22 protein-coding genes are annotated in these 26433 nt (G+C 62.1%); 10 read left to right on the forward strand and 12 right to left on the reverse strand.

All coding sequences use genetic code 11. The features are described from left to right. Positions 1 to 23: 23 nt before the first annotated feature. From DLD99_RS03140 to DLD99_RS03165, 6 genes are all read right to left on the reverse strand, one after another. Positions 24 to 596 (reverse strand): HupE/UreJ family protein, encoded by a 573-nt coding sequence (locus DLD99_RS03140; protein WP_064379124.1) that lies wholly within the window; start codon positions 594 to 596, stop codon positions 24 to 26. Positions 597 to 623: 27 nt separating this feature from the next. After that, a complete protein-coding gene (gene ureG, locus DLD99_RS03145; RefSeq protein WP_007950645.1) occupies positions 624 to 1238 on the reverse strand; it encodes an urease accessory protein UreG in 615 nt (204 codons plus the stop codon). A gap of 23 nt (positions 1239 to 1261) precedes the next feature. Next, a complete protein-coding gene (locus DLD99_RS03150; RefSeq protein ID WP_114881237.1) occupies positions 1262 to 1936 on the reverse strand; it encodes an urease accessory protein UreF in 675 nt (224 codons plus the stop codon). After that, entirely contained in the window at positions 1933 to 2433 is a 501-nt protein-coding gene (gene ureE / locus DLD99_RS03155) for an urease accessory protein UreE (RefSeq protein ID WP_085711182.1), read from the reverse strand. Before ureE ends, DLD99_RS03150 begins: the two co-directional genes overlap by 4 nt. Positions 2434 to 2636: 203 nt before the next feature. Next, positions 2637 to 3269 (reverse strand): TetR family transcriptional regulator, encoded by a 633-nt coding sequence (locus tag DLD99_RS03160; RefSeq protein WP_007950628.1) that lies wholly within the window; start codon positions 3267 to 3269, stop codon positions 2637 to 2639. Positions 3270 to 3443: 174 nt separating this feature from the next. Continuing rightward, on the reverse strand, positions 3444 to 3908 hold the full coding sequence (locus tag DLD99_RS03165; protein WP_114881238.1) for a hypothetical protein: 465 nt from the start codon (positions 3906 to 3908) through the stop codon (positions 3444 to 3446). A gap of 375 nt (positions 3909 to 4283) precedes the next feature. On the opposite strand from DLD99_RS03165, the gene DLD99_RS03170 reads away from it, so the two are divergent. Beyond that, positions 4284 to 6359, forward strand: a complete 2076-nt coding sequence (locus DLD99_RS03170) for an AsmA family protein (protein ID WP_085711184.1) — start codon at positions 4284 to 4286, stop codon at positions 6357 to 6359. 101 nt (positions 6360 to 6460) lie between these two features. Here the strand turns inward: DLD99_RS03170 and DLD99_RS03175 are convergent, their stop codons facing one another. Further along, positions 6461 to 6991 (reverse strand): ferritin-like domain-containing protein, encoded by a 531-nt coding sequence (locus DLD99_RS03175; protein ID WP_085711185.1) that lies wholly within the window; start codon positions 6989 to 6991, stop codon positions 6461 to 6463. Positions 6992 to 7081: 90 nt separating this feature from the next. Then, on the reverse strand, positions 7082 to 8011 hold the full coding sequence (locus DLD99_RS03180) for a LysR substrate-binding domain-containing protein (RefSeq protein ID WP_162803450.1): 930 nt from the start codon (positions 8009 to 8011) through the stop codon (positions 7082 to 7084). 108 nt (positions 8012 to 8119) lie between these two features. On the opposite strand from DLD99_RS03180, the gene DLD99_RS03185 reads away from it, so the two are divergent. The 3 genes from DLD99_RS03185 (at position 8120) to DLD99_RS03195 (ending at position 10046) form a co-directional block, all read left to right on the forward strand. Next, positions 8120 to 8758, forward strand: a complete 639-nt coding sequence (locus DLD99_RS03185; RefSeq protein WP_114881240.1) for an FMN-dependent NADH-azoreductase — start codon at positions 8120 to 8122, stop codon at positions 8756 to 8758. Next, positions 8759 to 9064 carry a DMT family transporter gene (locus DLD99_RS03190; protein WP_011332220.1) on the forward strand — a complete coding sequence of 102 codons (306 nt, stop codon included), beginning with the start codon at positions 8759 to 8761 and terminating at the stop codon, positions 9062 to 9064. A 91-nt stretch (positions 9065 to 9155) separates the two neighbouring features. Further along, the gene (locus DLD99_RS03195) at positions 9156 to 10046 is read left to right on the forward strand and encodes an esterase/lipase family protein (RefSeq protein WP_114881241.1); all 891 of its coding nucleotides are present in this window, start codon (positions 9156 to 9158) and stop codon (positions 10044 to 10046) included. On the opposite strand, the gene DLD99_RS03200 is transcribed toward DLD99_RS03195, so the two are convergent. Continuing rightward, positions 10043 to 10936, reverse strand: coding sequence for a DMT family transporter (locus tag DLD99_RS03200; protein WP_114881242.1), 894 nt, complete (start codon positions 10934 to 10936; stop codon positions 10043 to 10045). The genes DLD99_RS03195 and DLD99_RS03200 overlap by 4 nt on opposite strands. 98 nt (positions 10937 to 11034) lie before the next feature. Here DLD99_RS03200 and DLD99_RS03205 point away from each other — a divergent pair, with 98 nt between their 5' ends. The 3 genes from DLD99_RS03205 (at position 11035) to DLD99_RS03215 (ending at position 13310) form a co-directional block, all read left to right on the forward strand. Further along, positions 11035 to 11829: an AraC family transcriptional regulator gene (locus tag DLD99_RS03205; RefSeq protein WP_114886565.1), complete on the forward strand. Its 795-nt coding sequence runs from the start codon at positions 11035 to 11037 to the stop codon at positions 11827 to 11829. A gap of 63 nt (positions 11830 to 11892) precedes the next feature. Continuing rightward, positions 11893 to 12198 (forward strand): PsiF family protein, encoded by a 306-nt coding sequence (locus DLD99_RS03210; protein ID WP_065258819.1) that lies wholly within the window; start codon positions 11893 to 11895, stop codon positions 12196 to 12198. A gap of 98 nt (positions 12199 to 12296) precedes the next feature. Further along, on the forward strand, positions 12297 to 13310 hold the full coding sequence (locus DLD99_RS03215; RefSeq protein WP_085711192.1) for an AI-2E family transporter: 1014 nt from the start codon (positions 12297 to 12299) through the stop codon (positions 13308 to 13310). A gap of 108 nt (positions 13311 to 13418) precedes the next feature. Here the strand turns inward: DLD99_RS03215 and DLD99_RS03220 are convergent, their stop codons facing one another. Then, a complete protein-coding gene (locus DLD99_RS03220) occupies positions 13419 to 14687 on the reverse strand; it encodes an Hsp70 family protein (protein WP_114881243.1) in 1269 nt (422 codons plus the stop codon). Between the two features lie 292 nt (positions 14688 to 14979). On the opposite strand from DLD99_RS03220, the gene DLD99_RS03225 reads away from it, so the two are divergent. Both DLD99_RS03225 and DLD99_RS03230 read left to right on the forward strand, forming a co-directional pair. Continuing rightward, a complete protein-coding gene (locus DLD99_RS03225; RefSeq protein WP_114886567.1) occupies positions 14980 to 15930 on the forward strand; it encodes a DnaJ C-terminal domain-containing protein in 951 nt (316 codons plus the stop codon). A 23-nt stretch (positions 15931 to 15953) separates the two neighbouring features. After that, a complete protein-coding gene (locus tag DLD99_RS03230) occupies positions 15954 to 16259 on the forward strand; it encodes a chaperone modulator CbpM (protein WP_085711194.1) in 306 nt (101 codons plus the stop codon). Between the two features lie 5 nt (positions 16260 to 16264). Here DLD99_RS03230 and DLD99_RS03235 read toward each other — a convergent pair whose 3' ends face one another. Beyond that, complete coding sequence (locus DLD99_RS03235; protein ID WP_114881244.1) at positions 16265 to 17392, reverse strand: sensor histidine kinase; 1128 nt, start codon at positions 17390 to 17392, stop codon at positions 16265 to 16267. A gap of 178 nt (positions 17393 to 17570) precedes the next feature. Between DLD99_RS03235 and DLD99_RS03240 the strand changes: the two genes are divergently transcribed. Continuing rightward, positions 17571 to 24605, forward strand: a complete 7035-nt coding sequence (locus DLD99_RS03240; RefSeq protein WP_162803451.1) for an NEL-type E3 ubiquitin ligase domain-containing protein — start codon at positions 17571 to 17573, stop codon at positions 24603 to 24605. 47 nt (positions 24606 to 24652) lie between these two features. Here DLD99_RS03240 and ureC read toward each other — a convergent pair whose 3' ends face one another. Further along, positions 24653 to 26353 (reverse strand): urease subunit alpha, encoded by a 1701-nt coding sequence (gene ureC, locus DLD99_RS03245; RefSeq protein ID WP_114881246.1) that lies wholly within the window; start codon positions 26351 to 26353, stop codon positions 24653 to 24655. Between the last annotated feature and the right edge of the window lie 80 nt (positions 26354 to 26433).

Here is a 26433-nt window from a genome sequence, read left to right on the forward strand (position 1 = left end):
GAGGCCGGATCAGGCGATAGAAATCAGCCGGCCAGCAACCACGCGCCGGTCACCGCCGAAGCCGCTCCGGCCAGTCGCACCAGCGGCGCGGCAGCTTGAGGCAGAAAACGCACGACCGCATAACCCGCCGCATGCAGTGCCGCTGTCGCGACCACGAAACCGGCGGCATACGCCCACGGGCTCGACATGTCCGGCAGCTCCAGGCCATGGGCCACGCCATGGAACAGTGCAAACAGCGCCGTCGCCGCCACGGCCATCACCAGCGGCGGGCGCACCGCCAGCGCCACGGCCAGGCCCAGTGCCAGCACCGAAGCGGCAATCCCGCTTTCCAGCGCCGGCAACTCCAGCCCTTCAAAGCCGAGCAGGCCGCCGATCAGCATGGTGCCGACAAACGTGCACGGCAGCGCCCAGCGCGCCGCGCCTTGCTGCTGCGCCGCCCACAGGCCGACGGCCACCATCGCCAGCAAATGGTCGAGGCCGCCGATCGGGTGGCTGATGCCGGCCACCAGACCGGAATCGCCGTGGCCGGGGTGGGCGAAGGCCAATGCCGGTGTCAGCAGGAGTGCGACAGCGCCGAGAATACGTTTGAGTGTCATGGAGAAGCTTCCTTGTTGATCAGTGAATCAGGCTGCAGTCAGCAGGCCCTGGCGTTCGATGAAGGCAATGATGTCTTCCAGGCCCTGACCGGTTTTCTGGTTGCTGAACACGAACGGCTTGCCGTTGCGCATGCGTTGGGTGTCGCTGTTCATCATCTCCAGCGAGGCGCCGACCAGCGGTGCGAGGTCGATCTTGTTGATCACCAGCAGGTCGGACTTGCAGATACCGGGCCCGCCCTTGCGCGGCAGCTTGTCACCGGCCGAAACGTCGATCACGTAAATGGTCAGGTCGGACAGTTCCGGGCTGAAGGTTGCGGAAAGATTGTCGCCACCGGACTCCACCAGAATCAGGTCCAGCCCCGGAAAACGCCGGTTCAGTTGATCCACCGCTTCGAGGTTGATCGACGCGTCTTCGCGAATCGCGGTGTGCGGGCAGCCGCCGGTTTCCACGCCGATGATGCGTTCCGGTGCCAGGGCTTCGTTGCGCACCAGGAAGTCGGCGTCTTCGCGGGTGTAGATGTCGTTGGTAACCACGGCCAGGTTGTAGCGCTCGCGCAGCGCCAGGCACAGGGCCAGGGTCAACGCGGTTTTGCCGGAACCGACCGGGCCGCCGATGCCGACGCGCAGGGGTTGTGTGTTCATGTGATTCTCCAGACTGAAAGGCCCTAGGAACGGAACAGGCGGCTGTACTGGCGCTCATGGGCCATGCACGCCAGGGACAGACCGAACGCGGCGCTGCCGAGGTGTTCGGGATTGATTCGGGTGGCATCCTGCTGGGCTTGTTGCAGCAACGGCAGCAGTTCGCTGGTCAGGCGCTGGGCGGCTTGCTGGCCCAGCGGCAGGGTTTTCATCAGCACCGCGAGCTGGTTTTCCAGCCAGCTCCACAGCCAGGCGGCGAGGGCGTCCTGCGGGTTGATCTGCCAGGCGCGGGCCGCCAGTGCCCAGCACAGGGCCAGGTGCGGTTCGGTGCAGTGGTCGAGAAAGTCCCGCGCGGCCTGATCGAGTTCCGGCAAGCCGTTGAGCAATTGCTGCAACGAGTAGCCCATCTGCCGGCTCTCCAGATGCAGCTCGCGGGTTTCGCGGCTGGCGCGGTGGCTTTCGCAGATACGCAGCAGCTCATCCCAGTTTTCGTCCGCGGCGGCCTGGCAATGGGCGAGTAGCAGGGGAGCCTCGAACCGCGCGAGGTTGAGCAGCAATTGATCGCTGATCCAGCGCCGGGCGCTTTCCGGGCTGTCGACGCGTCCGTTATCCACAGCCATCTCCAGACCCTGGGAATAGCTGTAGCCGCCAATCGGCAGTTGCGGACTGGCCAGGCGCAGCAGCGCCCAGGCCGGGTTCACAAACGGACGCCGAACTGGTGGAGTTTCGGCGCGTAGTTGAAGTCCTCTTCACCGTGCCGCGAATGGTGATGGCCACCACCGTAGGCGCCGTGTTCCGGCTGGAACGGTGCTTCGATGGATTCCACCTGCGCACCCAGTTGCTCAAGCATGGCTTTGAGTACGTAATCGTCGAGCAGGCGCAACCAGCCGTCACCGACTTGCAGCGCTACGTGGCGATTGCCCAGGTGATAGGCCGCACGGGTCAGTTCGAAGGCGTTGGCGCAGGTGACGTGCAACAGTTGTTCGGGGCGGGCGCAGACCCGGACGATCCGGCCATCTTCGGCCTGCAGGCATTCGCCGTCATGCAGCGGCGGCTGGCCGCGCTCCAGAAACAGTCCAACGTCTTCGCCGTCGGCACTGAAACAGCGCAGGCGGCTTTTGCTCCTGGCTTCGAAAGTCAGGTGCAACTCGGCGGCCCAGACGGGTTGGGGGTCGATTCTGCGATGAATCACCAGCATCGGAAAGCTTCCTGCTAAGAACAATGCTCAGGCTAGAGCAAGGGGCTTGCCAATCGGACGAGACGTAGGAAAACCCTGTCGGAGACTAGCGGATGTTTCAAGATGTTGCAGGATTGTGAGGTGTTTTGGTGCATGAAGTTTTTTACATGCACCAATTTACGGCGCAAAAAAAATCGCAGCCTTGGCTGCGATTTTTTGCTGACTCACTCGGTACTGCCGAGCCCTTGCCAGTGCTTGAGCCCGATAAAGATGAATCGCAACTGCTGGGTGATCTTCGCCTGGGGCGTCAGATGCTCGGGCAGGGCTTCGGCGGGCGGGTCGATGATGTCCGGCAGGGTGGCGAACACCGATTTGACGATCAGATCGGCCATCACGCTCAAGCCCTCACGGTTCAGATGTTGCAATTTGGGCATCAGGGCCAGATCCGCCGCCAGGTCGGAACTGATGTCCTCCCGCAAACGGCCAATCGCCTGACGCACCGGCAGCGATCCACCGTATTGCTCGCGGGCCAGAAACAGGAATTGCGAACGGTTGGCGCTGACCACGTCGAGGAAGATCCGTACCGAGGCATCGATGATGCCGCCCATGACGAATTCGTTGTGGCGCACCAAGCGGATGGTTTCGCGGAAGGTCTGGCCGACTTCGCTGACCAGTACCAGGCCGAGTTCGTCCATGTCGGCGAAATGCCGGTAGAAACCGGTGGGCACGATGCCGGCGGTTTTCGTCACTTCACGCAGGCTCAGGCTGCCGAATCCTCGGCCGCTTTCCATCAAGTGGCGGGCAGCGTCCATCAGGGCGTTGCGGGTCTGTTGTTTCTGTTCGGCGCGGGGCAGCATCGCAAGGGTGTGTTCTTAGGCAAGACAAGCGCCGCACTCTAGCAAATCGGCTTTGTCGGCGTCGAACGGCAGCGGGGGAGAGGGAGCAGGGAAATCTCGACTTCTTTATACAGGCTGCTGAAAAGTCAAAAGCCCAATCCGGGGATTGGGCTTTTTTTCCAGGCCGCCACGGGCTTAGCTCAAAGCGCTGTTGCGTTCGATCACACGGTCACCACCACCTTCGGCCAGGGTTTGACCTTGTGGGGTCTTGTCGTAGCCATCGGAAGCCAGGGTCTGACCTTGTGGAGTCTTGTCATAGCCGTCGGAGGCGAGAGTCTGACCTTGTGGAGTCTTGTCATAACCGTCTTGAACCAGACCTTTCTCTTCCAGACGATCACGGCCGCCTTCAGCTAAGGTTTGGCCTTGTGGGGTTTTGTCATAGCCATCTTGAACCAGACCTTTTTCTTCCAGACGGTTACGACCGTTTTCAGCCAGGGTCTGGCCTTGTGGAGTGCGGTCCGAACCGTCGGCAGCAACAGTCTGGCTGAACACCGAGTGGCTGGATTTCACTTGCGGGGTAGCCTGATCGGCAGCTGGCAGAGCGAAAGCGGTGCTGGCCAGCATCGAGAGGGTAAGGCTGAACAGAAGTTGGCGTTTCATGATGGGTTGCTCCTTGGGAGGGCGATAAAGTGGGTACGAAGCCAATGCTACTCTCGATAAGTCGATATAAAAGTTCATAAACACAATGGTAATAATCAACAGAATTGATTGTTCGCTTGGGAGGCTCTAGCTCGGGCGTTTCAGGCGGGCGGTTTTGCACTGAGGTGGGTATTTTCCACCCACTTGCGCCCCGCAAAAGTGCGGGGCCGGTAACGCCGATTCGACCGATCGGTCAGAATGGCCACCGTTTTTTGGCCCCGATGGGGCTTTCGATTAAACCTGCGGGCGGTTTGTCAGTCGTAGATTTCATGAGGGCCTTGCAAGGCCCGTTGTATCAGCGGCGTCGATCCGCAGTCGTTTTCAGGAGCTTTGTGCATGACGCGCACCCGTAAAATCTTCGCCTGGACCTTCGCCACCCTCGTGCTGTTGCTGGCGGTGCTGGTCCTGATCATCGTGTTCTTCGACTGGAACCGGATCAAACCGCCGCTCAACGCCAAAGTTTCGGAAGAACTGCACCGAGCGTTCGCCATCAATGGCAACCTCGCCGTGGTCTGGCAGCGCGAGCCGGACGAGGGCGGCTGGCGCGCCTGGGTGCCGTGGCCCCATGTGGTGGCCGAAGACCTGACCCTGGGTAACCCGGACTGGTCGAAGCAGCCGCAGATGGTCACCCTCAAAAAGGTCGAGTTGCGAATTTCGCCGCTGGCGTTGTTGGCGCAACGGGTGACGATCCCGCGCATCGACCTGACCGAACCCAACGCCCAATTGCAGCGCCTGGCCGACGGTCGCGCCAACTGGACGTTCAAATTCGATCCCAAGGACCCGAATGCGGAACCGTCGAACTGGGTGGTGGATATCGGCGCCATCGGTTTCGACAAGGGACACGTCACCCTGGATGACCAGACCCTCAAGACCAACCTCGACCTGTTGATCGATCCGCTGGGCAAACCGATTCCCTTCAGCGAAATCGTCGGCGACAAAGCGGCGAAAACCGCACTGGAAAAGGGCGGCGCACCGCAGGATTACGCTTTTGCACTGAAAGTCACCGGCCAGTACCACGGTCAGAAACTCACCGGACAAGGCAAGGTCGGCGGCCTGCTGGCGCTGCAGGATGCGGCCAAACCGTTCCCGCTGCAGGCCCAGGCGAAGATCGGCGACACCAGCATCGAGCTCGCCGGCACCCTGACCGATCCGCTCAACCTCGGCGCCCTCGACCTGCGCCTGAAACTGGCGGGTGCCAGCCTCGGCAATCTCTATCCGCTGACCGGCGTGACCCTGCCGGACACGCCGCCGTATTCCACCGACGGTCATCTGATCGCCAAGCTGCATGAGCCGGACGGCGCGCAGTTCCGCTACGAGCAGTTCAACGGCAAGATCGGCGGCAGCGACATTCACGGCGACCTCGCCTACGTCGCCAGCCAGCCACGGCCCAAACTCAGCGGGGCGTTGCTGTCCAATCAACTGCTGTTCGCCGACCTCGCGCCGCTGATTGGCGCTGATTCCAACGACAAGCAAAAGGCTCGCGGCGGTGAGAGCAAGCAACCGGCGGACAAGGTTCTGCCGGTGGAAGAGTTCAAGACTGACCGTTGGCGGGCGATGGACGCCGACGTCGAATTCACCGGCAAACGCATCGTCCACAGTGAGAAGCTGCCGTTCACCGACCTCTATACCCACCTCAAGCTCAACGACGGCGAACTGAGCCTGGAACCGCTGCGCTTCGGCGTGGCCGGCGGCAACCTGGATGCGCAGATCCGTCTCAACGGCCGCACCGAGCCACTGGAAGGCCGGGCGAAACTGACCGCGCGCAAGTTCAAACTCAAGCAGCTGTTTCCGACCTTCGAACCGATGAAAACCAGTTTCGGCGAACTCAATGGCGATGCCGATATCAGCGGTCGCGGCAACTCGGTGGCCAAACTGCTGGGTGGCGCCAACGGCAATCTGAAGATGTTGATCAACGACGGCGCAATCAGCCGTGAGTTGATGGAACTGGCGGGACTCAACGTCGGCAACTACGTGGTCGGCAAGGTCTTTGGCGACAAGGAAGTGAAGATCAATTGCGCAGCGGCGGACTTCGACATCAAGACCGGCCTGGCGACCACGCGGCTGTTCGTGTTCGATACCGAGAACGCGATCATCTACATCGACGGCACCGCGAACATGGCCACCGAGCAACTGGACCTGACGGTGACGCCGGAATCCAAGGGCTGGCGTCTGATTTCCCTGCGTTCGCCGCTGTACGTGCGCGGCAAGTTCATCAAGCCGGATGCCGGTGTGAAAGCGGTGCCGCTGATGCTGCGCGGGGCGGGCATGGTAGCGCTGGGCGTGATCGCCGCGCCGGCGGCGGGGCTGCTGGCGCTAGTGGCGCCGAGCGGTGGTGAGCCGAACCAGTGCGCGCCGTTGCTGGAGCAGATGAAGGCGGGCAAGGCACCCGTGACCGTCAAACCCACCAAATGATTCTCTAGCGTTTATCAGAAAGCTATCGCGGGCAAGCCCGCTCCCACAGGTTCAGTGAAAACCTGTGGGAGCGGGCTTGCCCGCGATTGGATCTGGAGATATCAGAGGTCTTTCAGGATGTCCGCCATGTCATCCGCATGCTCTTCTTCCTGAGCCAGGATGTCTTCAAAGATCCGCCGGGTAGTCGGATCCTTTTCGCCAATGTACTGGATGATCTCGCGATAGCTGTCGATGGCGATCCGCTCGGCCACCAGGTCTTCGTAGACCATTTCCTTCAGGGTTTTGCCGGCCACGTATTGCGCGTGGGACATCTTCGACAGCAGATCCGGGTTGAACTCGGGCTCGCCGCCCAGCTGCACGATGCGCTCGGCGAGGCGGTCGGCGTGAGCCGCTTCCTGAGTGGCGTGCTCGAGAAATTCATCGGCGGCGACGTTGGCCTTCAAGCCGTTGGCCATGAAGTAGTGGCGCTTGTAGCGCAAGACGCAGACCAGTTCGGTGGCCAGCGATTCGTTGAGCAGACGCAGCACTTCTTCTCGATTGGCGCTGTAGCTTTCGGTCACTGCGCCGTTTTCGACGTGTTGTCGTGCGCGCTCGCGCAGGGTTTGAACATCAGACAAATGCAGGTCACTCATTTCAGTCTCCTGGAGGCTAATCCGATTGGCGCCACGTTCTGCCGACGTGATCGCTACCCAGGTTGTGAGTGATGCGCGCTGCAAAAAGTTTTATGTATTTTTCGGCGATCTCGGCGTCAGCCCGGACAACTGCGCTTCTTCCTGCAACCAGGCGAAGAATGCGCGCACCGGCGGATGACGTTCGCGACCCGGCACGCACAGTGCGCTGTAGCCCGCACCATCGACCTGAACCTCGGCCTTGTAAGGCACCAGCAAACCGCTGGCGATGCTTTCCGACACCAGAATATTGCTCGCCAGCACCAGTCCTTGCCCGGCGATGGCCGCTTGCAGGGCGTAGTGCTCTTCGTCGTATTCACGGATCACCGGATGCTGGTTTATCCAGTTCTCACCCGACTTGCCGCACCACGCTTCCCAGCCATGGGCATAGAGCTTCGAGTTATGCCAGTGCACGCTGATCAGCGCCGGTGTGCGACGGGCGGCCAGCGCCACTTGTTCCGGCGAGCCGTACACGCCGAACGATTCATCGAACAGGCACAACCCGTAGAGGTTCGGGTAATCGTCGAGGGTGTAGCGCAGCACCAGATCGACGCTGGCGTCCTGGTGCAGGTCGATCACTTCGCAATGGGTGTCCAGCCGCACATTGATGTTCGGATGCTTCGCGTAAAACCGCCCCAGTCGCGGCACCAGCCACAGGGCGGCGAACGCGGCGGTGGTCGACAGCGTCAGGCTGCTGCCGCTGCGCTGCGGGCGCAGGGTGTCGACGCTTTGTGCCACTTCCAATAGCGCGCCGTGCAGGCTGCGGAACAGCCGCTCGCCGCCCTCGGTCAGGCGCACTTGACGCGGCAGGCGTTCGAACAGCGCCACGCCGAGCCAGTCCTCCAGCGAGCGGATCTGATGGGAAATCGCCGTCGGCGTCACCGCCAGTTCTTCGGCGGCCGCCTTGAAGCTCAACAGCCGAGAAGCGGATTCGAAGGCGCGCAGGGCGGTCAGTGGCAGTGAAGCGAACATGGAAAACTCCACGGATGAAATGAACTCATCCAGACTGATTTTTGCTCATTTGAGGTGAAGAAGTGATGCCTGCAATCTGGCGCCACACAGTCACTCAAGTCTAGTCCCAAGGAGTTTCAGATGAGCAAGATTCTTGCGATCCATGCCAGCCCACGCGGTGAGCGTTCCCATTCGCGTCGCCTGGCGGAAAGTTTTCTCAGTGCCTGGCAAGTCCGTCATCCACAGGCACAAGTCACCCGCCGTGAGGTGGGGCGTGCACTGATTCCTGCGGTCAACGAGGCGTTTGTCGCCGCGGCGTTTTACCCGGAACCCGAGGCCCGGCCGCTGTCGATGCAGGCCGATCTGGCCCTCAGCGATCAACTGGTGGGGGAGTTGTTCGATCACGACCTGCTGCTGATTTCCACGCCGATGTACAACTTCAATGTGCCCAGCGGCCTCAAGGCCTGGGTCGATCAGATCGTGCGTCTGGGCCTGACCTTCGACCACACCCTGGACAATGGCGTCGCCCAGTACACGCCGCTGCTGAAGGGAAAGAGAGCGCTGATTGTCACCAGTCGCGGTGGCTTCGGTTTCGGCCCGGGCGGCGAGCTGGAGGCGCTGAACCACGCCGACCCGTGGCTGCGCACGGCGCTGGGGTTCATCGGCATCAACGACGTCACGGTGGTCGCGGCCGAGGGCGAAGAATCCGCCGAACGCACCTTTGCGGTGTCGGTGGCCGAGGCCGAGCAGCGCTTGCTCGACCTGGCCCGGGAGTTCTAGGTGGCCTGGCTGTTTTTGCTGATTGCCGCCGGGTTCGAAGTCACCTTCGCCATGGGCATGAAATACGCCGAAGGTTTCACCCGGCTCTGGCCGTCGCTGATAACCGTGGTCGCGGCGGTGGGTGGGGTTTATTTCCTGACCCTGGCCATGCGCGAGCTGCCGGTGAGCATCGCCTACCCGATCTGGACCGCCATCGGCTCGCTCGGCACGGTGTTTCTCGGTTTCGCGCTGCTGGGCGAGAGCCTGACGCTGGTGAAATTGTTGTCGGTAGGGCTGATTGTGGCGGGGGTGGTGGGGCTGAAGTAGGCTGGTCGTGGAGTTGTCATCATCGAGGAGGATGCTTGGCGGGCGTTTTGCACGTCATGCCTCCACCCACCGACCACAGGGATGTCTGCCCATGTCGCAGGATTCGGCCACACGTTATCCACTGGTGCTGGTGCCGGGAATGCTCGGTTTCATCCGTCTGGTGCTGTACCCGTACTGGTACGGAATCATCAAAGCGTTGCGCCGGGGTGGGGCGACGGTGATTGCGGTGCAGGTGTCGCCGCTCAATTCCACCGAAGTGCGCGGCGAGCAGTTGCTGGCGCGCATCGATGAAATCCTGCGCGAGACGGGTGCAGCGAAGGTCAATCTGTTCGGCCATAGCCAGGGCTCGTTGACGGCGCGTTATGCGGCGGCCAAACGCCCGGATCTGGTGGCCTCGGTGACCTCGGTAGCCGGGCCCAATCATGGTTCGGAGCTGGCCGACTATCTGGCGAAACACTATCCGGCGGACAGTGCCCGGGGCCGCATCCTCGAAACGCTGCTGCGGTTTGTCGGCTGGCTGATGGCACTTATGGAAACCGGTTACCACGGGCCGAAACTGCCGGTGGATATCCACGCCTCACACCATTCCCTGACCACCGAAGGCGTGGCGCTGTTCAACCAGCGTTATCCACAGGGCCTGCCTGATACGTGGGGCGGGCACGGGCCGGAAGAGGTCAACGGCGTGCGTTATTACTCATGGTCCGGCACCTTGCAGCCGGGCAAGACCGACCGTGGCGGCAACCTGTTCGACGGCACCAACCGCAGTTGCCGGTTGTTCGCCAAAACCTTCGTGCGCGAGCCGGGACAGTGCGACGGCATGGTCGGACGCTACAGCTCGCACCTGGGAACGGTCATCGGCGATGACTACCCGATGGATCACTTCGACATCGTCAACCAGTCGCTGGGACTGGTCGGCAAAGGCGCGGACCCGGTGCGGCTGTTCGTCGAGCATGCCGCGCGGTTGAAAGCCGCCGGGGTCTAGGCGGCGCTCGGGGTACGGGAGCGACCGAGGACGGTGGTCCAGCGCTCGGAAAGAATCACCCCGCCCAGCGTCAGCAAGCCCCCGACCAGGTGATACATCGCCAGTTGTTCCTTCAACACCACCGCTGCAATCAGCGCGGTGATCAACGGCAACAGGTTGAAGAACAGCGTGGTCCGGCTCGGCCCCAGACGCTGCACGGCCTGCATCCACGCCAGTGGCGCAAGCATCGAGGCCAGCAGGCACGCGTACAGCACCAGCGGAATGTTCTGCAGGGTCAGGCCGGTTTTCGGCGACATGGCATACAGCGGAAACAGCACCACCACCGCCACCAGCACCTGCAGGTACAGCAACACCAGCGGCGGCAGGCGCAGCTGCCATTTTTTCAGCAGGGTGCTGTAGATCGCGTAGGCGAGGGTGGCAATCAGCATCATCGCGTCACCCAGGTTCACCCCGTGTTGCAGCAGTGCGCCGAGGCTGCCGGACGACACCACTACCAGCACGCCGGCGAATGACAGCACCGCACCGACCAGCGCGCCGGCGGTCAGGCGCTGGCCGAGGCTGATGATTGCCATGGCCAGCGACATCAGCGGCATCAACGACAGGATGATGCCCATGTTGGTGGCGCTGGTCATGGTCGCGGCGAAGTAGGCCAGGCTCTGATAGACCGCCATGCCCAGTACGCCGAGGATGAAGATCTTGCCCAGGTTCGGGCGGATCTGCGGCCAGTGTTCAATTACCTTCTTGAGCATGAACGGGGTGAACAGCAGGCCGGCGAGCAGCCAGCGATAGAAGCCGATTTCGGCGGGGAAGATCGCGCCGACAGCCAGCTTGTTGATCACGGTGTTGCCGGCCCAGATGAAAATCGCCAGCAGGGGAAACGCGTATTGCATGGGAGGAGAAACCAGTACGTTGATGAACGGTGATTATCCCCTGTCTGGATGCAGGCCTATACTGCGAACCGGACAACCTGCCTCTGATTCCGGACAGCATGAACAGTAAACACATCGATCTGCTGGATTTCAGCGAATTGCCGTCGGCGGTGTACTTCCGCTACGCCGACTTCAACGCCCACGAATACGCCGCGCCGCACCGCCACCCGTGGGGCACGCTGGAGTACGCGGCCCACGGCGTGCTGCACATGGATGTCGACGGCAGCCGCTTCATGTCGCCGCCGCAATACGCGGTGTGGGTGCCGCCGCAGGTCGAGCACAGTTTCTACAGCCATCAGCCGGTGAATTACCGGGCGGTGTGCCTGGCGCCCGAGGTCTGCGCGGACTTGCCGGCGCAGGCTTGCACGCTGGCGATCAGCGATATTCTCAAGGCCATCCTCAAGGACTTCGCCGCCCGGGATGTGAAGATCCCCGCGTTCGACGCCAACCAGCGCCTGGCCCAGGTGCTGGTGGATCAACTGCGCCAGGCGCCGGTTCATCAATGTTATTTGCCCTATGCCAGCAGCTCCGGTTTGTTGACCATTCTCGAAACCCTGCAGGCCGAGCCCGGCAACAACGAGCCGCTGGCGCACTGGGCGGCGCAGGTGCATGTCAGCGAACGCACCCTGGCCCGGCAGTTTGTGCGTGAGTTGGGGATGAGTTTCGGCGAGTGGCGCCAGCGCCTGCGCTATCTCGCCGCCATCGAGGCGCTGGAGAGTTCGCGCAGCGTGCAGGAAATCGCCTTCGATCTCGGCTACAGCAGCGGCTCGGCGTTCATCGCCATGTTCGCCCGTCAGGCCGGGTGTACGCCGGAGCAATACCGGCGCAGTCACCTGGAGAGCAGGAAGGTGTAACAAGCTTTGACTACACTCAGCCGGAGGCCGTATCCATCGATGCGGCGACAAGGAGAAAACTCCATGAAGATGCTGCGTGTCCCTTTGTTGATGATCGGTCTGCTGCTGTGTTCCCAGGGTTTCGCCGCCACGGCGCAACAGAACAAGATGACCACCTGCAACGCCGACGCCACGGCCAAGAGCCTGAAGGGCGACGAGCGCAAAGCCTTCATGAGCACCTGCCTGAAGGCAGCGCCGGCGGCCAATGACGCCAAGACCCTGACCCCGCAGCAGGAAAAGATGAAGACCTGTAATGCCGATGCCAAGACCAAGGCGCTGACCGGCGATGCGCGCAAGGCGTTCATGAGTGATTGTCTGAAGAAAAAATAAGATCGACAGATCGCAGCGAGCGGCAGGGCATCCGCTCGCTTCGGCGCCGGATCGCTGGCAGACTGCCAATCCTTTTACGCCGTTCGTTTTGAGGCTGTATGCCAACGTTTTCTGAGCGTCATGTTGTGTTCTGGGTCAGTTGCATCATCATTTTCGGCGGTTTGCTGCTGGTGCTGCCGTTGCGTCTATTGCCCAGTCTGCTGGCCGGTCTGCTGGTGTTCGAGCTGGTCAACATGCTCACTCCGCAACTGCAACGGCTGATCGAAGGCCGCCGCGCACGTTGGCTGGCGGTGGCATTGCTGGGCACGCTGGTGGTGAGTGTGCTGGCGCTGATCTTTGCCGGGGCGATCAGTTTCCTGCTGCACGAGGCGGAAAATCCCGGGGCTTCCCTCGACAAATTCATGGGTGTGGTTGACCGTGCGCGGGGGCAACTGCCGCCGTTTCTGGACAGCTATCTGCCCGCCAGCGCCGCCGAGTTCCGTGTGGCCATCGGTGAATGGGCGAGCAAGCATCTGTCCGAGCTGCAACTGGTGGGCAAGGACGCGGCGCACATGTTCGTGACCCTGCTGATCGGCATGGTGCTCGGCGCAATCATCGCCCTGCAGCGCGTGCCGGACGTCACCAAGCGCAAGCCGCTGGCGGCCGCACTGTTCGACCGTCTGCACCTGCTGGTTCAGGCGTTTCGCAACATTGTCTTCGCGCAGATCAAGATTTCCCTGCTCAACACCTTCTTCACCGGGATCTTCCTTGCGGTGATCCTGCCGCTGTTCGGGATCAAGCTGCCGCTGACCAAGACCCTGATCGTGCTGACGTTCCTGCTCGGCCTGTTGCCGGTGATCGGCAATCTGATGTCGAACACGCTGATCACCATCGTCGGCCTGTCGCTGTCGATCTGGGTGGCGGTTGCCGCGCTGGGCTACCTGATCTTTATCCACAAGCTCGAATACTTCCTCAACGCGCGCATTGTCGGCGGGCAGATCAGTGCCAAGTCCTGGGAGTTGCTGCTGGCGATGCTGGTGTTCGAGGCCGCGTTCGGCCTGCCGGGGGTGGTGGCGGGACCGATTTATTACGCGTATCTGAAGAGTGAGTTGAAGCTGGGCGGGATGGTTTAAAAGCAGCTGCGAGTTTTGAGCTGCAAGCCGCAAGAAAAAGGCAAGAGCGGTGGTCGCTCTTGCCTTTGCTTTTATTTGTAGCTTGAAGCTTGCAACTTGAGGCTGCCTTTAAACGCCGTAGCGTTTCATGGCTTCAATTGCCAGACCGCTGCCGATGCTGCCGAAGATATTGCCTTCCACATGCCGCGCGTTCGGCAGCATGGCCGAGACGCTGTTGCGCAACGCCGGGATGCCGCTGGAACCGCCGGTGAAGAACACCGTATCGACCTGACCTACCGCCACATTGGCGTCCACCAGCAATTGCGTGACGCTGCCACGCACGCGCTCAAGCTGCGCCTCGATGGCCGATTCGAACAGGGCGCGGGTCAACTCGACGTTCAGCCCGGATTCGATCCGGTCCAGCGGCACATGGCGGCTGTCGTTGTGGGTCAGATGAATCTTGGTTTCTTCCACTTCCATCGCCAGCCAGTGCCCGGCGCGCTGTTCGATCAGCTTGAACAGACGGTCAATGCCGCCGGTGTCCTCGATGTCGTAGCGCATGCTGCCCAGGGCCAGGGTCGATTTCTGCGAATACACCGAGTTGATGGTGTGCCAAGTCGCCAGGTTCATGTGGTGACTGGTCGGCATGAACGCGCCGCTCTTCATGCGGCTGCCGTAGCCGAACAGCGGCATCAGGCCCTGCAGGCTCAGTTGCTTGTCGAAGTCGGTCCCGCCGATGTGCACGCCGCCAGTGGCGAGAATGTCGTCGTGACGGTTATCCATGCCCCGGCGCTCGGGCGACAGGCGCACCAGCGAGAAGTCCGACGTACCACCGCCGATGTCGACGATCAGTACCAGCTCTTCCTTTTCGATGGTCGACTCGTAGTCGAAGGCCGCGGCAATCGGCTCGTACTGGAACGACACGTCCTTGAAACCGAGCTTGCGCGCCACTTCCACCAGGGTGTCTTCGGCTTCCTGGTCGGCCAGCGGGTCGTCGTCGACGAAGAACACCGGGCGGCCCAGCACCACCTGCTCGAACTCACGACCGGCGGCGGCTTCGGCACGGCTCTTGAGCTGGCCGATGAACAGCCCGAGCAGGTCCTTGAACGGCATCGCGGTGCCGAGGACGCTGGTGTCGTGCTTGATCAGCTTGGAACCGAGCAGGCTCTTGAGCGAGCGCATCAGCCGGCCTTCGTAGCCTTCCAGGTATTCGTGCAGCGCCAGGCGACCGTAAACCGGGCGGCGCTCCTCGATGTTGAAGAAGACCACCGACGGCAGGGTGATCTTGTCGTCTTCCAGCGCGATCATCGTTTCCATGCCGGGGCGCAGCCAGCCGACGGTGGAGTTGGACGTGCCAAAGTCGATGCCGCAGGCACGGGCTGGAGAGGCGTCTTTCATGTCTTTCGGTTCCGGTCAAAAAAACGGCCGCGCAGTGTATGTCAGTGCGCGACAGATTCGAAGGCCGGTCATCCGCTATTTCGCGTCTAAGCTTGCTTGAAAGTCGGCGCTTTGCCCCAAACTTGCTGGCATGGGCCGGCAGACACACCGGCGGTCGCAAGAACCGCCGTCCACTGCCGATAAACTTCTGCTGCGCCACCCGGTCACAACCTTGAGATCGGTCAACCGGCCTTGCGCGAATCGGCGCATGCTGGCAACGGCGCGAAATCGATAACGGATGGTGATTCCTTCGATGGACTTCAAAGACTATTACAAGATACTCGGCGTGGAGCCGACGGCTGACGACAAGGCAATCAAGGCTGCCTATCGCAAGCTCGCGCGCAAATACCACCCCGATGTCAGCAAGGAAAAAGACGCCGAGGCCAAGTTCAAGGACGCCTCGGAAGCCTATGAAGCGCTGAAAAGCGCCGACAAGCGCGCCGAATTCGACGACCTGCGTCGCTACGGCCAGCACGGTCAGCCGTTCCAGGGCCCGCCGGGCTGGCAGAGCCGTGGCGGCTTCGGTGGCGGCGGTGGCGATACGGGTGATTTCTCGGACTTCTTCAGTTCGATCTTTGGCAATCGCGGCCCCGGTTTCGGTGGTGGCGCTGGCCGGCAATCTCGCAGCGCCGGGCGCCGAGGGCAAGACGTGGAACTGGAACTGCCGATTTTCCTGGAAGAAACCCTGTCGAACGAATCGAAAAAGATCAGCTTCCAGGTGCCGCAATACAACGCCAGCGGCCAGCACGTCAGCAACACCAGCAAGAGCCTGAACGTGAAGATCCCGGCGGGCGTGACCGACGGCGAGCGCATCCGCCTCAAGGGCCAGGGCGCACCGGGCATCGGTGGCGGCGCCAATGGCGATCTGTACCTGACGATTCGTTTCGCGCCGCACCCGAAATTCGATGTCGAAGGCGAAAACCTGATCATCACCTTGCCGCTGGCACCGTGGGAACTGGCGCTGGGCACCGAGGTGGCGGTGCCGACCCTGACCGGCAAGATCAATCTCAAGGTGCCGGCCGGCAGCCAGAACGGCCAGCGCATGCGCGCCAAGGGCCACGGTCTGCAGAACAAGGCCGGCGAACGCGGCTACCTGTTCGTCCAGCTCAAGGCCGTGATGCCGAAGGCCGCCGGCGATGACGTCAAGGCGCTGTGGCAGGAACTGGCGAAGAAGGCCGCCTTCAATCCGCGAGAGAACTTCTGATACTGACGACGGAGTAGCCCATCATGAGCAGCCCCCTGATCGTTCAACTGGACATGGCAGAATTCTGTGAGGCGGCCGATCTGTCGGACGTCTACGTGATCGAAATCGTCGAGCACGGCATCCTCGAACCTCAGGGCGCGCAGCCCCGGGAATGGCGCTTCACCGACTACGAACTGGCCCTGGCCAAACGCGCCGCCAAGCTGCGGCGCGACCTGGAGCTGGAGTGGGAAGGCGTCGCCCTGGCGCTGGACCTGCTGGAAGAGGTGAAGGAACTGCGGGCCGAGAACCGCATGCTGCGTCAGCGGTTGGGGCGGCTGGTGGTCGAGTGACCGCTTCAGCTCTTCCTTGGCAGCATTACGCTGAACAGCGTCCCTTCGTTTTCGCTTGAGCTGACTTCGATCGTCCCGCCGTGGGCGGTCACCACTTCCTTGACGATGAACAGCCCCAGGCCAAGGCTGGTGGACGGCTGGCCAAGTTCTTCGTCGGCGCTGCGTACCAGCGGATCGAAAATCGTGCCGATGGCTTCATCCGGGATCGGCTCGCCATAGTTGTGCACCGACAGATGTACTGCGTCGTTCTCGCCGCGCAGGGTCACGATCACTTCTCGCGGATTCGAACCATGTTGCAGGGCGTTGCCGATCAGATTCTGCAGCAACTGATCCAGCCGTCCGGCATCCCAGACACCTCGGGTATCGCCGTCGATCTTCAGGGTCGGATCGCATTCGGGATTGCCCGCGCAGGCTTCGGCGATGGCCGCTCGCACCGTGTCGGCCAGGTCCATCGGCGCCGGTTCGATGGGCAGGCTCTTGCCCAGACGGCTGCGTACCAGTTCCAGCAGATCGCTGACCATCGCCGCCATGTGCCGCGCGCCGTGTTTGATATTCAATGCGCAGGTCAGCGCATCGCCCTCCAGAGTGGTTTTACGCATCAGCAGCTCGGTCGACATGCTGACCGCTTGCAGCGGTGCGCGCAGGTCGTGACCGAGGATCGCGAGGAAGATGTCCCGCGAACGATTGACCTGCTCGGCGTAGGCGGCGGTCGATTCGGCGAGTGCTTCGTCGATGGCTTCATTGAAACGGATCATGTCCTGGAAGTACGCCATGTCCGGCGACTGCAACGTGCCGACCCACAAGCGGATCACGCAGGCGCGCAGGTGGCGGAATTCCGAAGTCATCTGCACCAGGTCGAAGCCCACGGTATGGCGTAACTCACCGTGGCTGGCGCCGGCCTCGTCGAGGCTCGGGGTTTTCTCCGGCCCTTCGCCCTTGGCCTTGGCGATTTGCTCGCTGGCGGTCTGTGCGGTGTCCATATCCCGGGCGGCGGCCAGCAGGATCGCCCTGGCATGGTCGCGCAGCGCCGCCTGGTCCAGGGTGTCGGCCGCCGGAGTGATGGTCCTGGCGAACTGTTCCCATTCCTCGACGATGTGATCCGCGTGTTGCCTGATGAATTCGGATAAACGCATGACCGGGTTCCTGGAAAATCAAGGCGGGGCGTTCGAATATTAGCCCCTTTGTGCGGGAATGAAAGCGCCGCTCGGGCCTGAAATTTCCGCTGACAAGACGCCGTGCGACAAGACATATGTACCTCAGCCACGGCGGTTCTCCATGGTCTGCTTTCGCTCCATTTCAAGGAGTGAACCCATGTCCGACATCCCTGCCGCCTCACCCTCTTTGGACGCCGTTGCGCCACCGGGCCCGGTTGTGACGCAAAGTCTGCACGCCGACCTGCTGCAGCAGTCCAGTCCCGAGTGGCTGATCAACGCTTCGCAGCGCCAGCGTGAGGCTTTGAAACATGCCGATTCCGCCACACTGGACTGGTACAGACACGCATCCCGCGATCAACGCAAAACCGTGGGTGATGCCCTGACCGCCAGCCTCGCCGCTCAGGCAAACCTGGACAAGGCCATGTCGGGTTTCCAGGGCATCGATCAGTTTGCAGTGCCGTTGCTGACCAAGGCCCTCAAGGACCGGTTCAACGTGACGCTTGACGTCAACAAGACCTGGCTGGTGCTGAACAAACCGGTGGAAATGGGGATTTTTTCCATCGAAATCGATTATTTCGAAGTCCTGAAGCTGCCTCTGCTGCAAGCGGCGCTGCATAACTTCGAAGCCCGGGAATGTGAAAGCGGGGCCTTTCATCGAACTTCGGGATTGCGCATCGAAACCTCGACTGCAGGAACCCTGGAACCGTTGAATACCCGTCTGACGGTCGAGCAGTTCACAGGGCTGTGCCGATCACTCGACATCGGGGCGAAGTATCAGGATTACCTCAAGGCGTTCCTGTACCCCGGGGACGCGGTGGCCGGGCATGTGTTGCGCGACAAGTTTATCGACGCCCACAAGACGGCATTGCGTGCAGCTGCCGAACTGGCGCTGCTCAACGGCGACATCGGACGCGACGACTATGCCTCGATTCGCTCGGTCCTCAATGGCGAGCTGGCACCACGTCAGGGGCACCGGCAGATCTGGTTCCGCGATCTGAGCCTGATGGGCAGGCGCATGACCGGTTGCGTGATGTTCACGATCTGCGAGAAATACCGCTACAGCGACGATTCGATCCTGTATATCCCCGGCGATCCCTATCACCCGCTCAAGCGTTACAAGCGCCGGGAAATCGCGGCGATGTTCAAGCAGCGCTTCACAGCGCGTGACGGCACACAGACTCACCCTGCAGAGCCGAATGCCTACCAGCGGTTTTTCAGTCGGTTCGTTGCCTATGTTGACCGACCGCATTATTTCAGCCAGTTCACTGACGACACACCAGACCGGACCTTCGCTCAACGGCTGGCACCCTATGCGCCGCTGGCCAATGAGGTTTTCAAGGCGCTGAACCCGATCAACATGGCCCTGACCGGCATTCGCGAATTACCGCCGGCGCGCCCGGTCGGGCAGGTGCCGAATGCCGATCCGTATCTGGATCCGCACTCCCTGCCCCACCGGGGAGGCGGGATCTGGTCGGACAATATCGACCTCTGGCGTTACCAGTTCGATGAGCATCGCGACCGGTTGATCGCTGATGCCCGCAGCCACGCTGTGCCGACGGCGGATGTCGACGCCCGCGTGCGCTCAGCGAAACTCGCTGCATTGTCGAACATTGGCATGCTGGTATTGATGGGCGTCTCGATGTTCGTGCCGGTGCTGGGCGAAGTGATGATGGTGGTGATGGCCGGGCAACTGTTCGAGGAAACCTTTGAGGGGGCGATCGAATGGAGTGAAGGTGACCGCAAGGCCGCGAAGGCGCATTTGCTCGACGTGGCGCAGAACCTTGCACTGATTGCCCTGATGGCAGGCGCTGGCAAAGGTCTCGCCCGGCTGACGGCGGCCAGGTCGGTGCCGGTCATCGAGAACCTGCAGCAAGTGCAGATGCCCGATGGCACGCTCCGTTTGTGGAAGCCCGACCTGAAGGCTTACGAGAGCCCTGTCGCGCTGGACTCGCGCTCGGTGCCCAATGCGCTGGGGCAATACGAAGTCGGGCAACACCGCTACATTCGGCTTGAGGGCAAGACCTATCGGCAGACTTACGACGAATCGCTCAAGGCATGGCGCATCGAACATCCACGTGATCCCGAGGCGTATCGGCCAACGTTGACGCACAACGGTGCCGGTGCCTGGCGGCATACGCTCGAGCGGCCGCAGGACTGGGATCGCCTGACACTGCTGCGGCGCATCGGCCACAGCACGGACGCCTTTGCCGACGAGCAGTTGCTTACGGTTGCCGACGTTGCCGGTGTCAGCGATGACGCCCTGCGCAAGATGCACCTGGACAATGCCTTGCCACCCCCGGAGCTGGCGGACGCCATGGGTTTGTTCCGCGCTGAAAGGGATTGCGGACTGATCGTCGAACAAATCGCCGGCCGGCAACCCATCGACGGTCGTTATCTGCAGGTGTTGCCCTTGCTGCCCGAGATGCCGCGCTGGCCGTGGGGGAGGCAGTTGAAGGTCTACGACTCCCCCGACTTTTCGGGGCCCGCGCGCCGTTACGGGACACGGCGCGGTGGCAAGGCGCCGATCCGGGTCAGCCGGGCCGAGGTACTTAACGGTGAGTTGCCGGCGCGGATTCTGGCATCGCTGGATGAAGCCGAAGTGGTGCGATTGCTCGGTGGTGAACCCGCACGGGTAGCGGCCATGAGACCGCAGGAGCTGGCCAGGCAGATCGGCGACTTTACCGAGAACCGCAAACCGGCGCTGTTCCAGCGCCTTTTACGCACCGGCGATCCTGTTGCTCCCCGTGTCGCAAAGCTGCAGCGAATCCAGCCGGGCCTGACAGAGCGGGCTGCGCAAGCCGTCTTGCGACAGGCGGATGCAGAGGAACTTGCACGGCTGGACAGTTCGTCGCGGGTTCCGCTGCATTTGCAGGAGCTCGGCCGCTGGTATGCCGGTGAAGGGCGCCTGACCCGGGCCATGGCCGGGCTGCACAGCGATACCATGGCGTCGACCGACAGCGCCCGACTGGCGCTGCACACATTGAGCAGACTTCCGGGCTGGCCCGACGACGTACGTCTGGAGCTGCGCGAAGGCAGTGTCGGCGGGCCGCTGATCGATGGCATCGGCAACGAGACCGCGTCGCACCGCAAATTCGTGGTCAGGAACGGCACATCCTGGCAGGCCTTCAATGACCGCGCCGAAACACTCAACAGTATGCCAGTCAGAGGGGACAACTTTTACGCTTCGCTGATGCATGCCCTGCCCGATGAGGCGCGGCGCTCGATCGGATTGCCACAGGTGGGGCAAAGCGGGGAGTTGCAACGCGCGATCATTGATTACGCAGGTGCTCACCGCATTGATTGCGCGCGGGTGTTTCAATCCGCCTCGTCCGCCGGCCGGCGGTTCAGACCGCCTCGTCGTATTGCTTCCGGTTTGCTGGGGTATCCGGCCAGTGGCGATGGACCAGGGCCGGACCCGGTGTTGACCGGCCACGTCCAGAATGTCTATCCGCGATTGAGCGACGCGCAGGCCCGGGGTTTCATTCTTGAACAATGGCGGCTGGGCAAGACCGACCAACAGATCTTTCATCTGCTCAACAACCGCATGAGCGAGTGGCGGGAGCTTGAAGCGACGCTCGACCGATGGCTTGCCGGGCAGGACACGCGCTTTCACATCGCCGAAGATGAGTTCAGGCGATGTGTGCAAGGTATCAAGGACAGTTGGCGCAACGCGCCCTTGGCCGAACACGACCCTCAGGCGGCGAGCCTCACGATCGTCAGCGGCGCCCGGTTGCCGTCGCTATCGGCGGATTTCTCCCATGTGCGCGAACTGACGCTGCGTGCCCCGGCGGTCGCCGATACGCTCGCCGCATTTCCCAATATCGAGAGGCTGGCGCTGAGCGCGAGCATTGCAGAGTTCGACAAGGTACTCGCGACACTGAGGTCGCTGCGGCACATGACTCGCCTGAAACTGTCGACACCGGTTACCGCGAAAGTGGCGGCGCGGCTTCGGGAATTGATCCGGCTTGAAGAGTTTGAGTTGCACTGTACCGGTGGCGGGATGCATCCAGTGGTGCCGACGACACTTGATATGAGTGGCATGCGGCAGTTACGCAGGCTCGAAGTCGCCAGCCCGGCAATGCACCAATGGCCGCTCGGCGTGCTGGAACTGCCCCGGCTCGAGCGCCTGAACCTGCGCTCGACGGCAATCAACAGCCTGCCGGTGGAAATCTATGAAGGCCACCAGCGACTGTTGTCCGGCCTGTCTCTGGACTGGTCGAAGTTTCCGCGTCGGGTATTCAAGCCGATCTACGAATTCATCCGCAGTCAGCCGCGTCATCTGGTCGATCTGGATGAAATGGTCGCTGATTACTGTCGTGGCGAACTCAAGCGTTTTGTCGGCATGGAACCCAGTCTGTTCGATGTCTTGAGCAATGGGTTCAAAGCGCAATTCACCGACTCGACCAGCCGGCTTGCGGCCATCGAAACCCTGGGGGAGCAGTTCGGCGAGCTGAACCGGTTGCAGGAGTGGGTCGGCCCCGGACCGACCGTGTTCAATGGCGGTGCCGCACGTTCGGCGGTGGCCGAGGCGCTGAAGAACAGCTGGCGTGGCGGGTTGTTTCAGCGTTTTGGTGCACGTACCGAAAGCGTGTTTTTCAACCTCTACGTCAGTTTGCCCAACGATGCCTCGGTGCTGGATATTCTCGGTTCGCCGATGGACAGCCTGCCGACCTTGTCCACCGAAGGGTTCAGCCACGTCCGAAGTTTGCACCTGGCAGGGCTGGAGGCTCCGCTGGAACACATGCGTGGTTTCATCCGTACTTTCCGTGGCATCGACACCCTGGACCTGAGCCATTGCAATCTCTCGGCATTGCCGCTGGAGCCCGGCGATCTGCCGGCGCTCGAAACCCTGAACCTGCATGACAACCCGCTCAACCGTATTGATTTGCGCGGGATGAACCGACTGAAGGCGCTCGACCTGAGCAAGACCGCCGTCGATCAATGGCCGGTCGGTGCCGAGGCATTGCCCGAGCTGACCTGGCTCGATCTCAGTGACAGCCGCTTGACGACGTTGCCCGATGCACTGCTGGCCGGTGACCGGTTGTTGCTCGACACCAGCCTGACCGGTACTCCGTTGAGCCCGCAGGCACAGGCCGAGCTAGTCGTCGCCCGACGGCGGATCGAGGACAGCAGGGGACTGATCGCCGGTTCGTTGCAACGCTTTGCTCTGGAGGAACCGCGTCATCGTACGCCGCCCACGGAAAGCGGCTCGGTGATTGCCCGACGCCTGCTGCCGCTCCCGCCGGTGCCGGTGGACGAGGGGCCGTTGACGTGGGGCGCGCGCGTGCAGCGGTTGCGCCCGGATTACGACACTGCCCGCGCGCAGACGGCCATCGAACGGATGCAGGACGCCGGGCTGGCCGAGACGCAGATCAGCGCCCGGATCGTGAATTGGGAGCAGTCGTTCGAGTCGCTGACCCGACGCCTGAACGACTGGCTGTTCACCCATGAAACCCGTGGCATGGATTGGGTCGTATCGTCGCGCAGCCGCCAGCTCGCCGCGCAGCGCATCATCCAATGCTGGCGCGAAGGTGCGATCGACTGGAACGGCGTGACGGATCGCGAGTTGAGCCTGGACGGCCTGCAAGTGGGCAACCTGCCTGAGCTGGACGAAGCAATGCCTGCGGTCAGCAGTCTGAATCTGTCCGGGGTCAAGCTCACCACGAATGGTTCCAGCGGCTTTCTCAAGGCTTTTACGCAATTACGTCGGCTCAGTCTTAGCGGCAACCATTTGTCGGCAATTCCGGACCCCGTCGCGCAGATGCGTCAACTGGAACGGCTTGAACTGTCGTTCACCGGCCTTGTGCAATCCACGACTCTGTATCCGCTCCTTGAGAGACTGGAGCAACTGCGTTGGCTGGATCTGAGCCATAACAGCCTGCGCACGTTCGACATCACTCGTCTCGGCCGGCTCGAGCGACTGAATCTGCAAGACAATCTGCTCACCACCTGGCCGGACGGGGCGCTGCAATCCCCGACTCTGCAAACGCTCGACTTGAGCAACAACGAAATCGCGTCGATTCCTTCCGAACTGTATGACGGCACTCATGCGGCACTGATCGCTGGAAGCAATCTCTCGGAGAATTACGAAATATCGCAGCAGAGTCTTGTCCGGTTGCGTGCGTATGCCGATGCCCATGGGCGTCACGACGTACTGGGCATGACCTATGCCGACATCGACCGGATGATCGACGACCTGGACAGCACCACCGAAAGCGATGACGAAGGTGCAGTCCCGGACAGTGAGCCGGAAATGGATGAGGTGCTTTCGACGCTGACTGAAAGCGCCCTCGAACAACAGGTCACCCCGTGGATTGAAAACATTGCGCACGAGGACGTCGCTTCCCATCGAGCGATGTGGAACCGGCTGGCAGCGGAACCCGACAACGCGGCGTTTTTTCATCTGCTGTCACGCATGCCGGATACCGAAGAGTTCCGGGTGTTTCGTGCCGATCTGACGCGGCGAGTCTGGGACATCATCAAGGCGGCCGACGGCAGTCATGAGTTGCGCGAAACGCTGTTTTCCATGGCCACCACGCACACCACTTGTGTCGACGGGCGAACCCTGGCGCTCAGTGAAATCGAGGTCAAGGTGTTCGAGTACAACGCCTTGCGCCATTTGCAGCCCGGCCTTGCAGACAAGGGGCGCGCCTTGCTCGACCTGTCACGGCAACTGTTCCGTCTGGGCGAGGTGGAAAAACTCGCCGCCCGCAGCATGAGCCGTCATGCCGACCCGGCGGAAGTGCGTCTGCAATATCGAATCGGCCTGACCTCAGGCTGGGAGGATGGTTTGCAGCTCCCGGGGCAGCCCAGCCATATGCGGTTCGCCCGGCCGATCAGGGGCGATGAGCTGGCAGCCGCGCGTGCTGCGGTGGTGCAGGCAGAGAAAAGCGAGCGGTTCTATGAGGACCTGATCAGCCGCGAATACTGGGTGCAATACCTGAACGAGAAATATCCGGAGGCGTTTGCCGCGCTCGGCCGCGATGCCGATGAACAACTCGAACGGCTCGAAAATCAACACGAGGACGTGAGCAGCGCAGCCTATCGGGAGGCGGTACAGATGCTTGAGGTCGAACGGAGCATTGGGCGCAATCTGAAACTGATCGAGCTGTCGCACCTGGAGACCGGGGAATCGATGCCCATCGGAACCGGCAGTACTTCCCGGGACCTGATGGACACGTCGACCCGCTGACTGCCAAAACCCCGGGCATCGATCGCATCGACGACCGGGGTTTTGTCTCAGAACAGAAAGTAACGCTGGGCCATCGGCAGGGTCTCGGCCGGTTCGCACCAGAGCAGCACGCCATCGGCCTTGACCTGATAGGTCTGCGGGTCGACGTCGATCTGCGGCAGGTAATCGTTGTGGATCAGGTCGGTTTTCTGCACGTCGCGACAACCTTTGACCACGGCGATTTTCTTCTTCAGGCCCAAGGCTTCGGGCAGCCCGGATTCCTGCGCCGCCTGGCTGATGAAGGTCAGGCTGGTGGCGTGCAGCGAGCCACCGTAACTGGCGAACATCGGGCGGTAGTGCACCGGTTGCGGGGTGGGGATCGAAGCGTTGGCGTCGCCCATCAGGCTTGCGGCAATGGCGCCGCCCTTGAGGATCAGCGTCGGTTTCACGCCGAAGAACGCCGGGCGCCAGAGCACCAGATCCGCCCATTTGCCGACTTCCACCGAACCCACTTCATGGCTGATGCCATGGGTGATCGCCGGGTTGATCGTGTACTTGGCGATGTAGCGTTTGGCGCGGAAGTTGTCGTTGCCTGCGCCGTCCTGAGGCAGCGGGCCGCGCTGCTTTTTCATCTTGTCGGCGGTCTGCCAGGTGCGCGTGATGACTTCGCCGACGCGGCCCATGGCCTGGCTGTCGGAGCTGATCATCGAGAATGCGCCGAGGTCGTGGAGGATGTCTTCGGCGGCAATGGTTTCGCGGCGGATGCGGCTCTCGGCGAACGCCACGTCTTCGGCGATGCTCGGGTCGAGGTGGTGACAGACCATCAGCATGTCGAGGTGTTCGTCGATGGTGTTGCGGGTGAACGGCCGGGTCGGGTTGGTCGAACTCGGCAGCACGTTGGCGAAGCCGCAGGCCTTGATAATGTCCGGCGCGTGGCCGCCACCGGCACCTTCGGTGTGATAGGTGTGAATGGTGCGACCCTTGAACGCACCGAGGGTGGTTTCGACGAAACCGGATTCGTTGAGGGTGTCGGTGTGGATCGCCACCTGCACGTCGTACTGGTCAGCGACGCTCAGGCAGTTGTCGATGCTCGCCGGGGTGGTGCCCCAGTCTTCGTGCAGCTTGAGGCCAATGGCGCCGGCCTTGACCTGTTCGATCAATGGCTCCGGCAGGCTGGCGTTGCCCTTGCCGGTGAGGCCGATGTTCATCGGGAACGCATCCGCCGCCTGGAGCATCCGCGCCAGGTGCCATGGCCCGGAAGTGCAGGTCGTTGCGTTGGTGCCGGTGGCCGGCCCGGTGCCGCCGCCGATCATGGTGGTGACGCCGCTCATCAGCGCTTCTTCGATCTGTTGCGGGCAGATGAAGTGGATGTGGGTGTCGATGCCGCCGGCGGTGAGGATCATGCCTTCGCCGGCGATCACTTCGGTACTGGCGCCGATGGCAATGGTCACGCCGGGCTGCACGTCCGGGTTGCCGGCCTTGCCGATGGCGGCGATGCGCCCGTCCTTGAGACCGACGTCGGCCTTGACGATGCCCCAGTGGTCGATGATCAGCGCGTTGGTGATCAGCGTGTCGACCACTTCGGCGGCCAGCAGCTGGCTCTGGCCCTGGCCGTCACGGATCACTTTGCCGCCGCCGAATTTCACTTCTTCGCCGTAGGTGGTGAAGTCCTGTTCGACTTCGATCCACAGCTCGGTGTCGGCCAGGCGCACCTTGTCGCCGACGGTGGGGCCGAACATGTCGGCGTAGGCTTGACGCGAGATCTTCATGTGTTCGCCTTGGAATTCAATTGGTTTTGAGATCGTTCGCTGCGCTCACTTTCGCGAGCAGGCTCGCTCCCACAGGGGAT

Source organism: Pseudomonas kribbensis (assembly GCF_003352185.1).
Taxonomy (GTDB): Bacteria; Pseudomonadota; Gammaproteobacteria; order Pseudomonadales; family Pseudomonadaceae; genus Aquipseudomonas; species Aquipseudomonas kribbensis.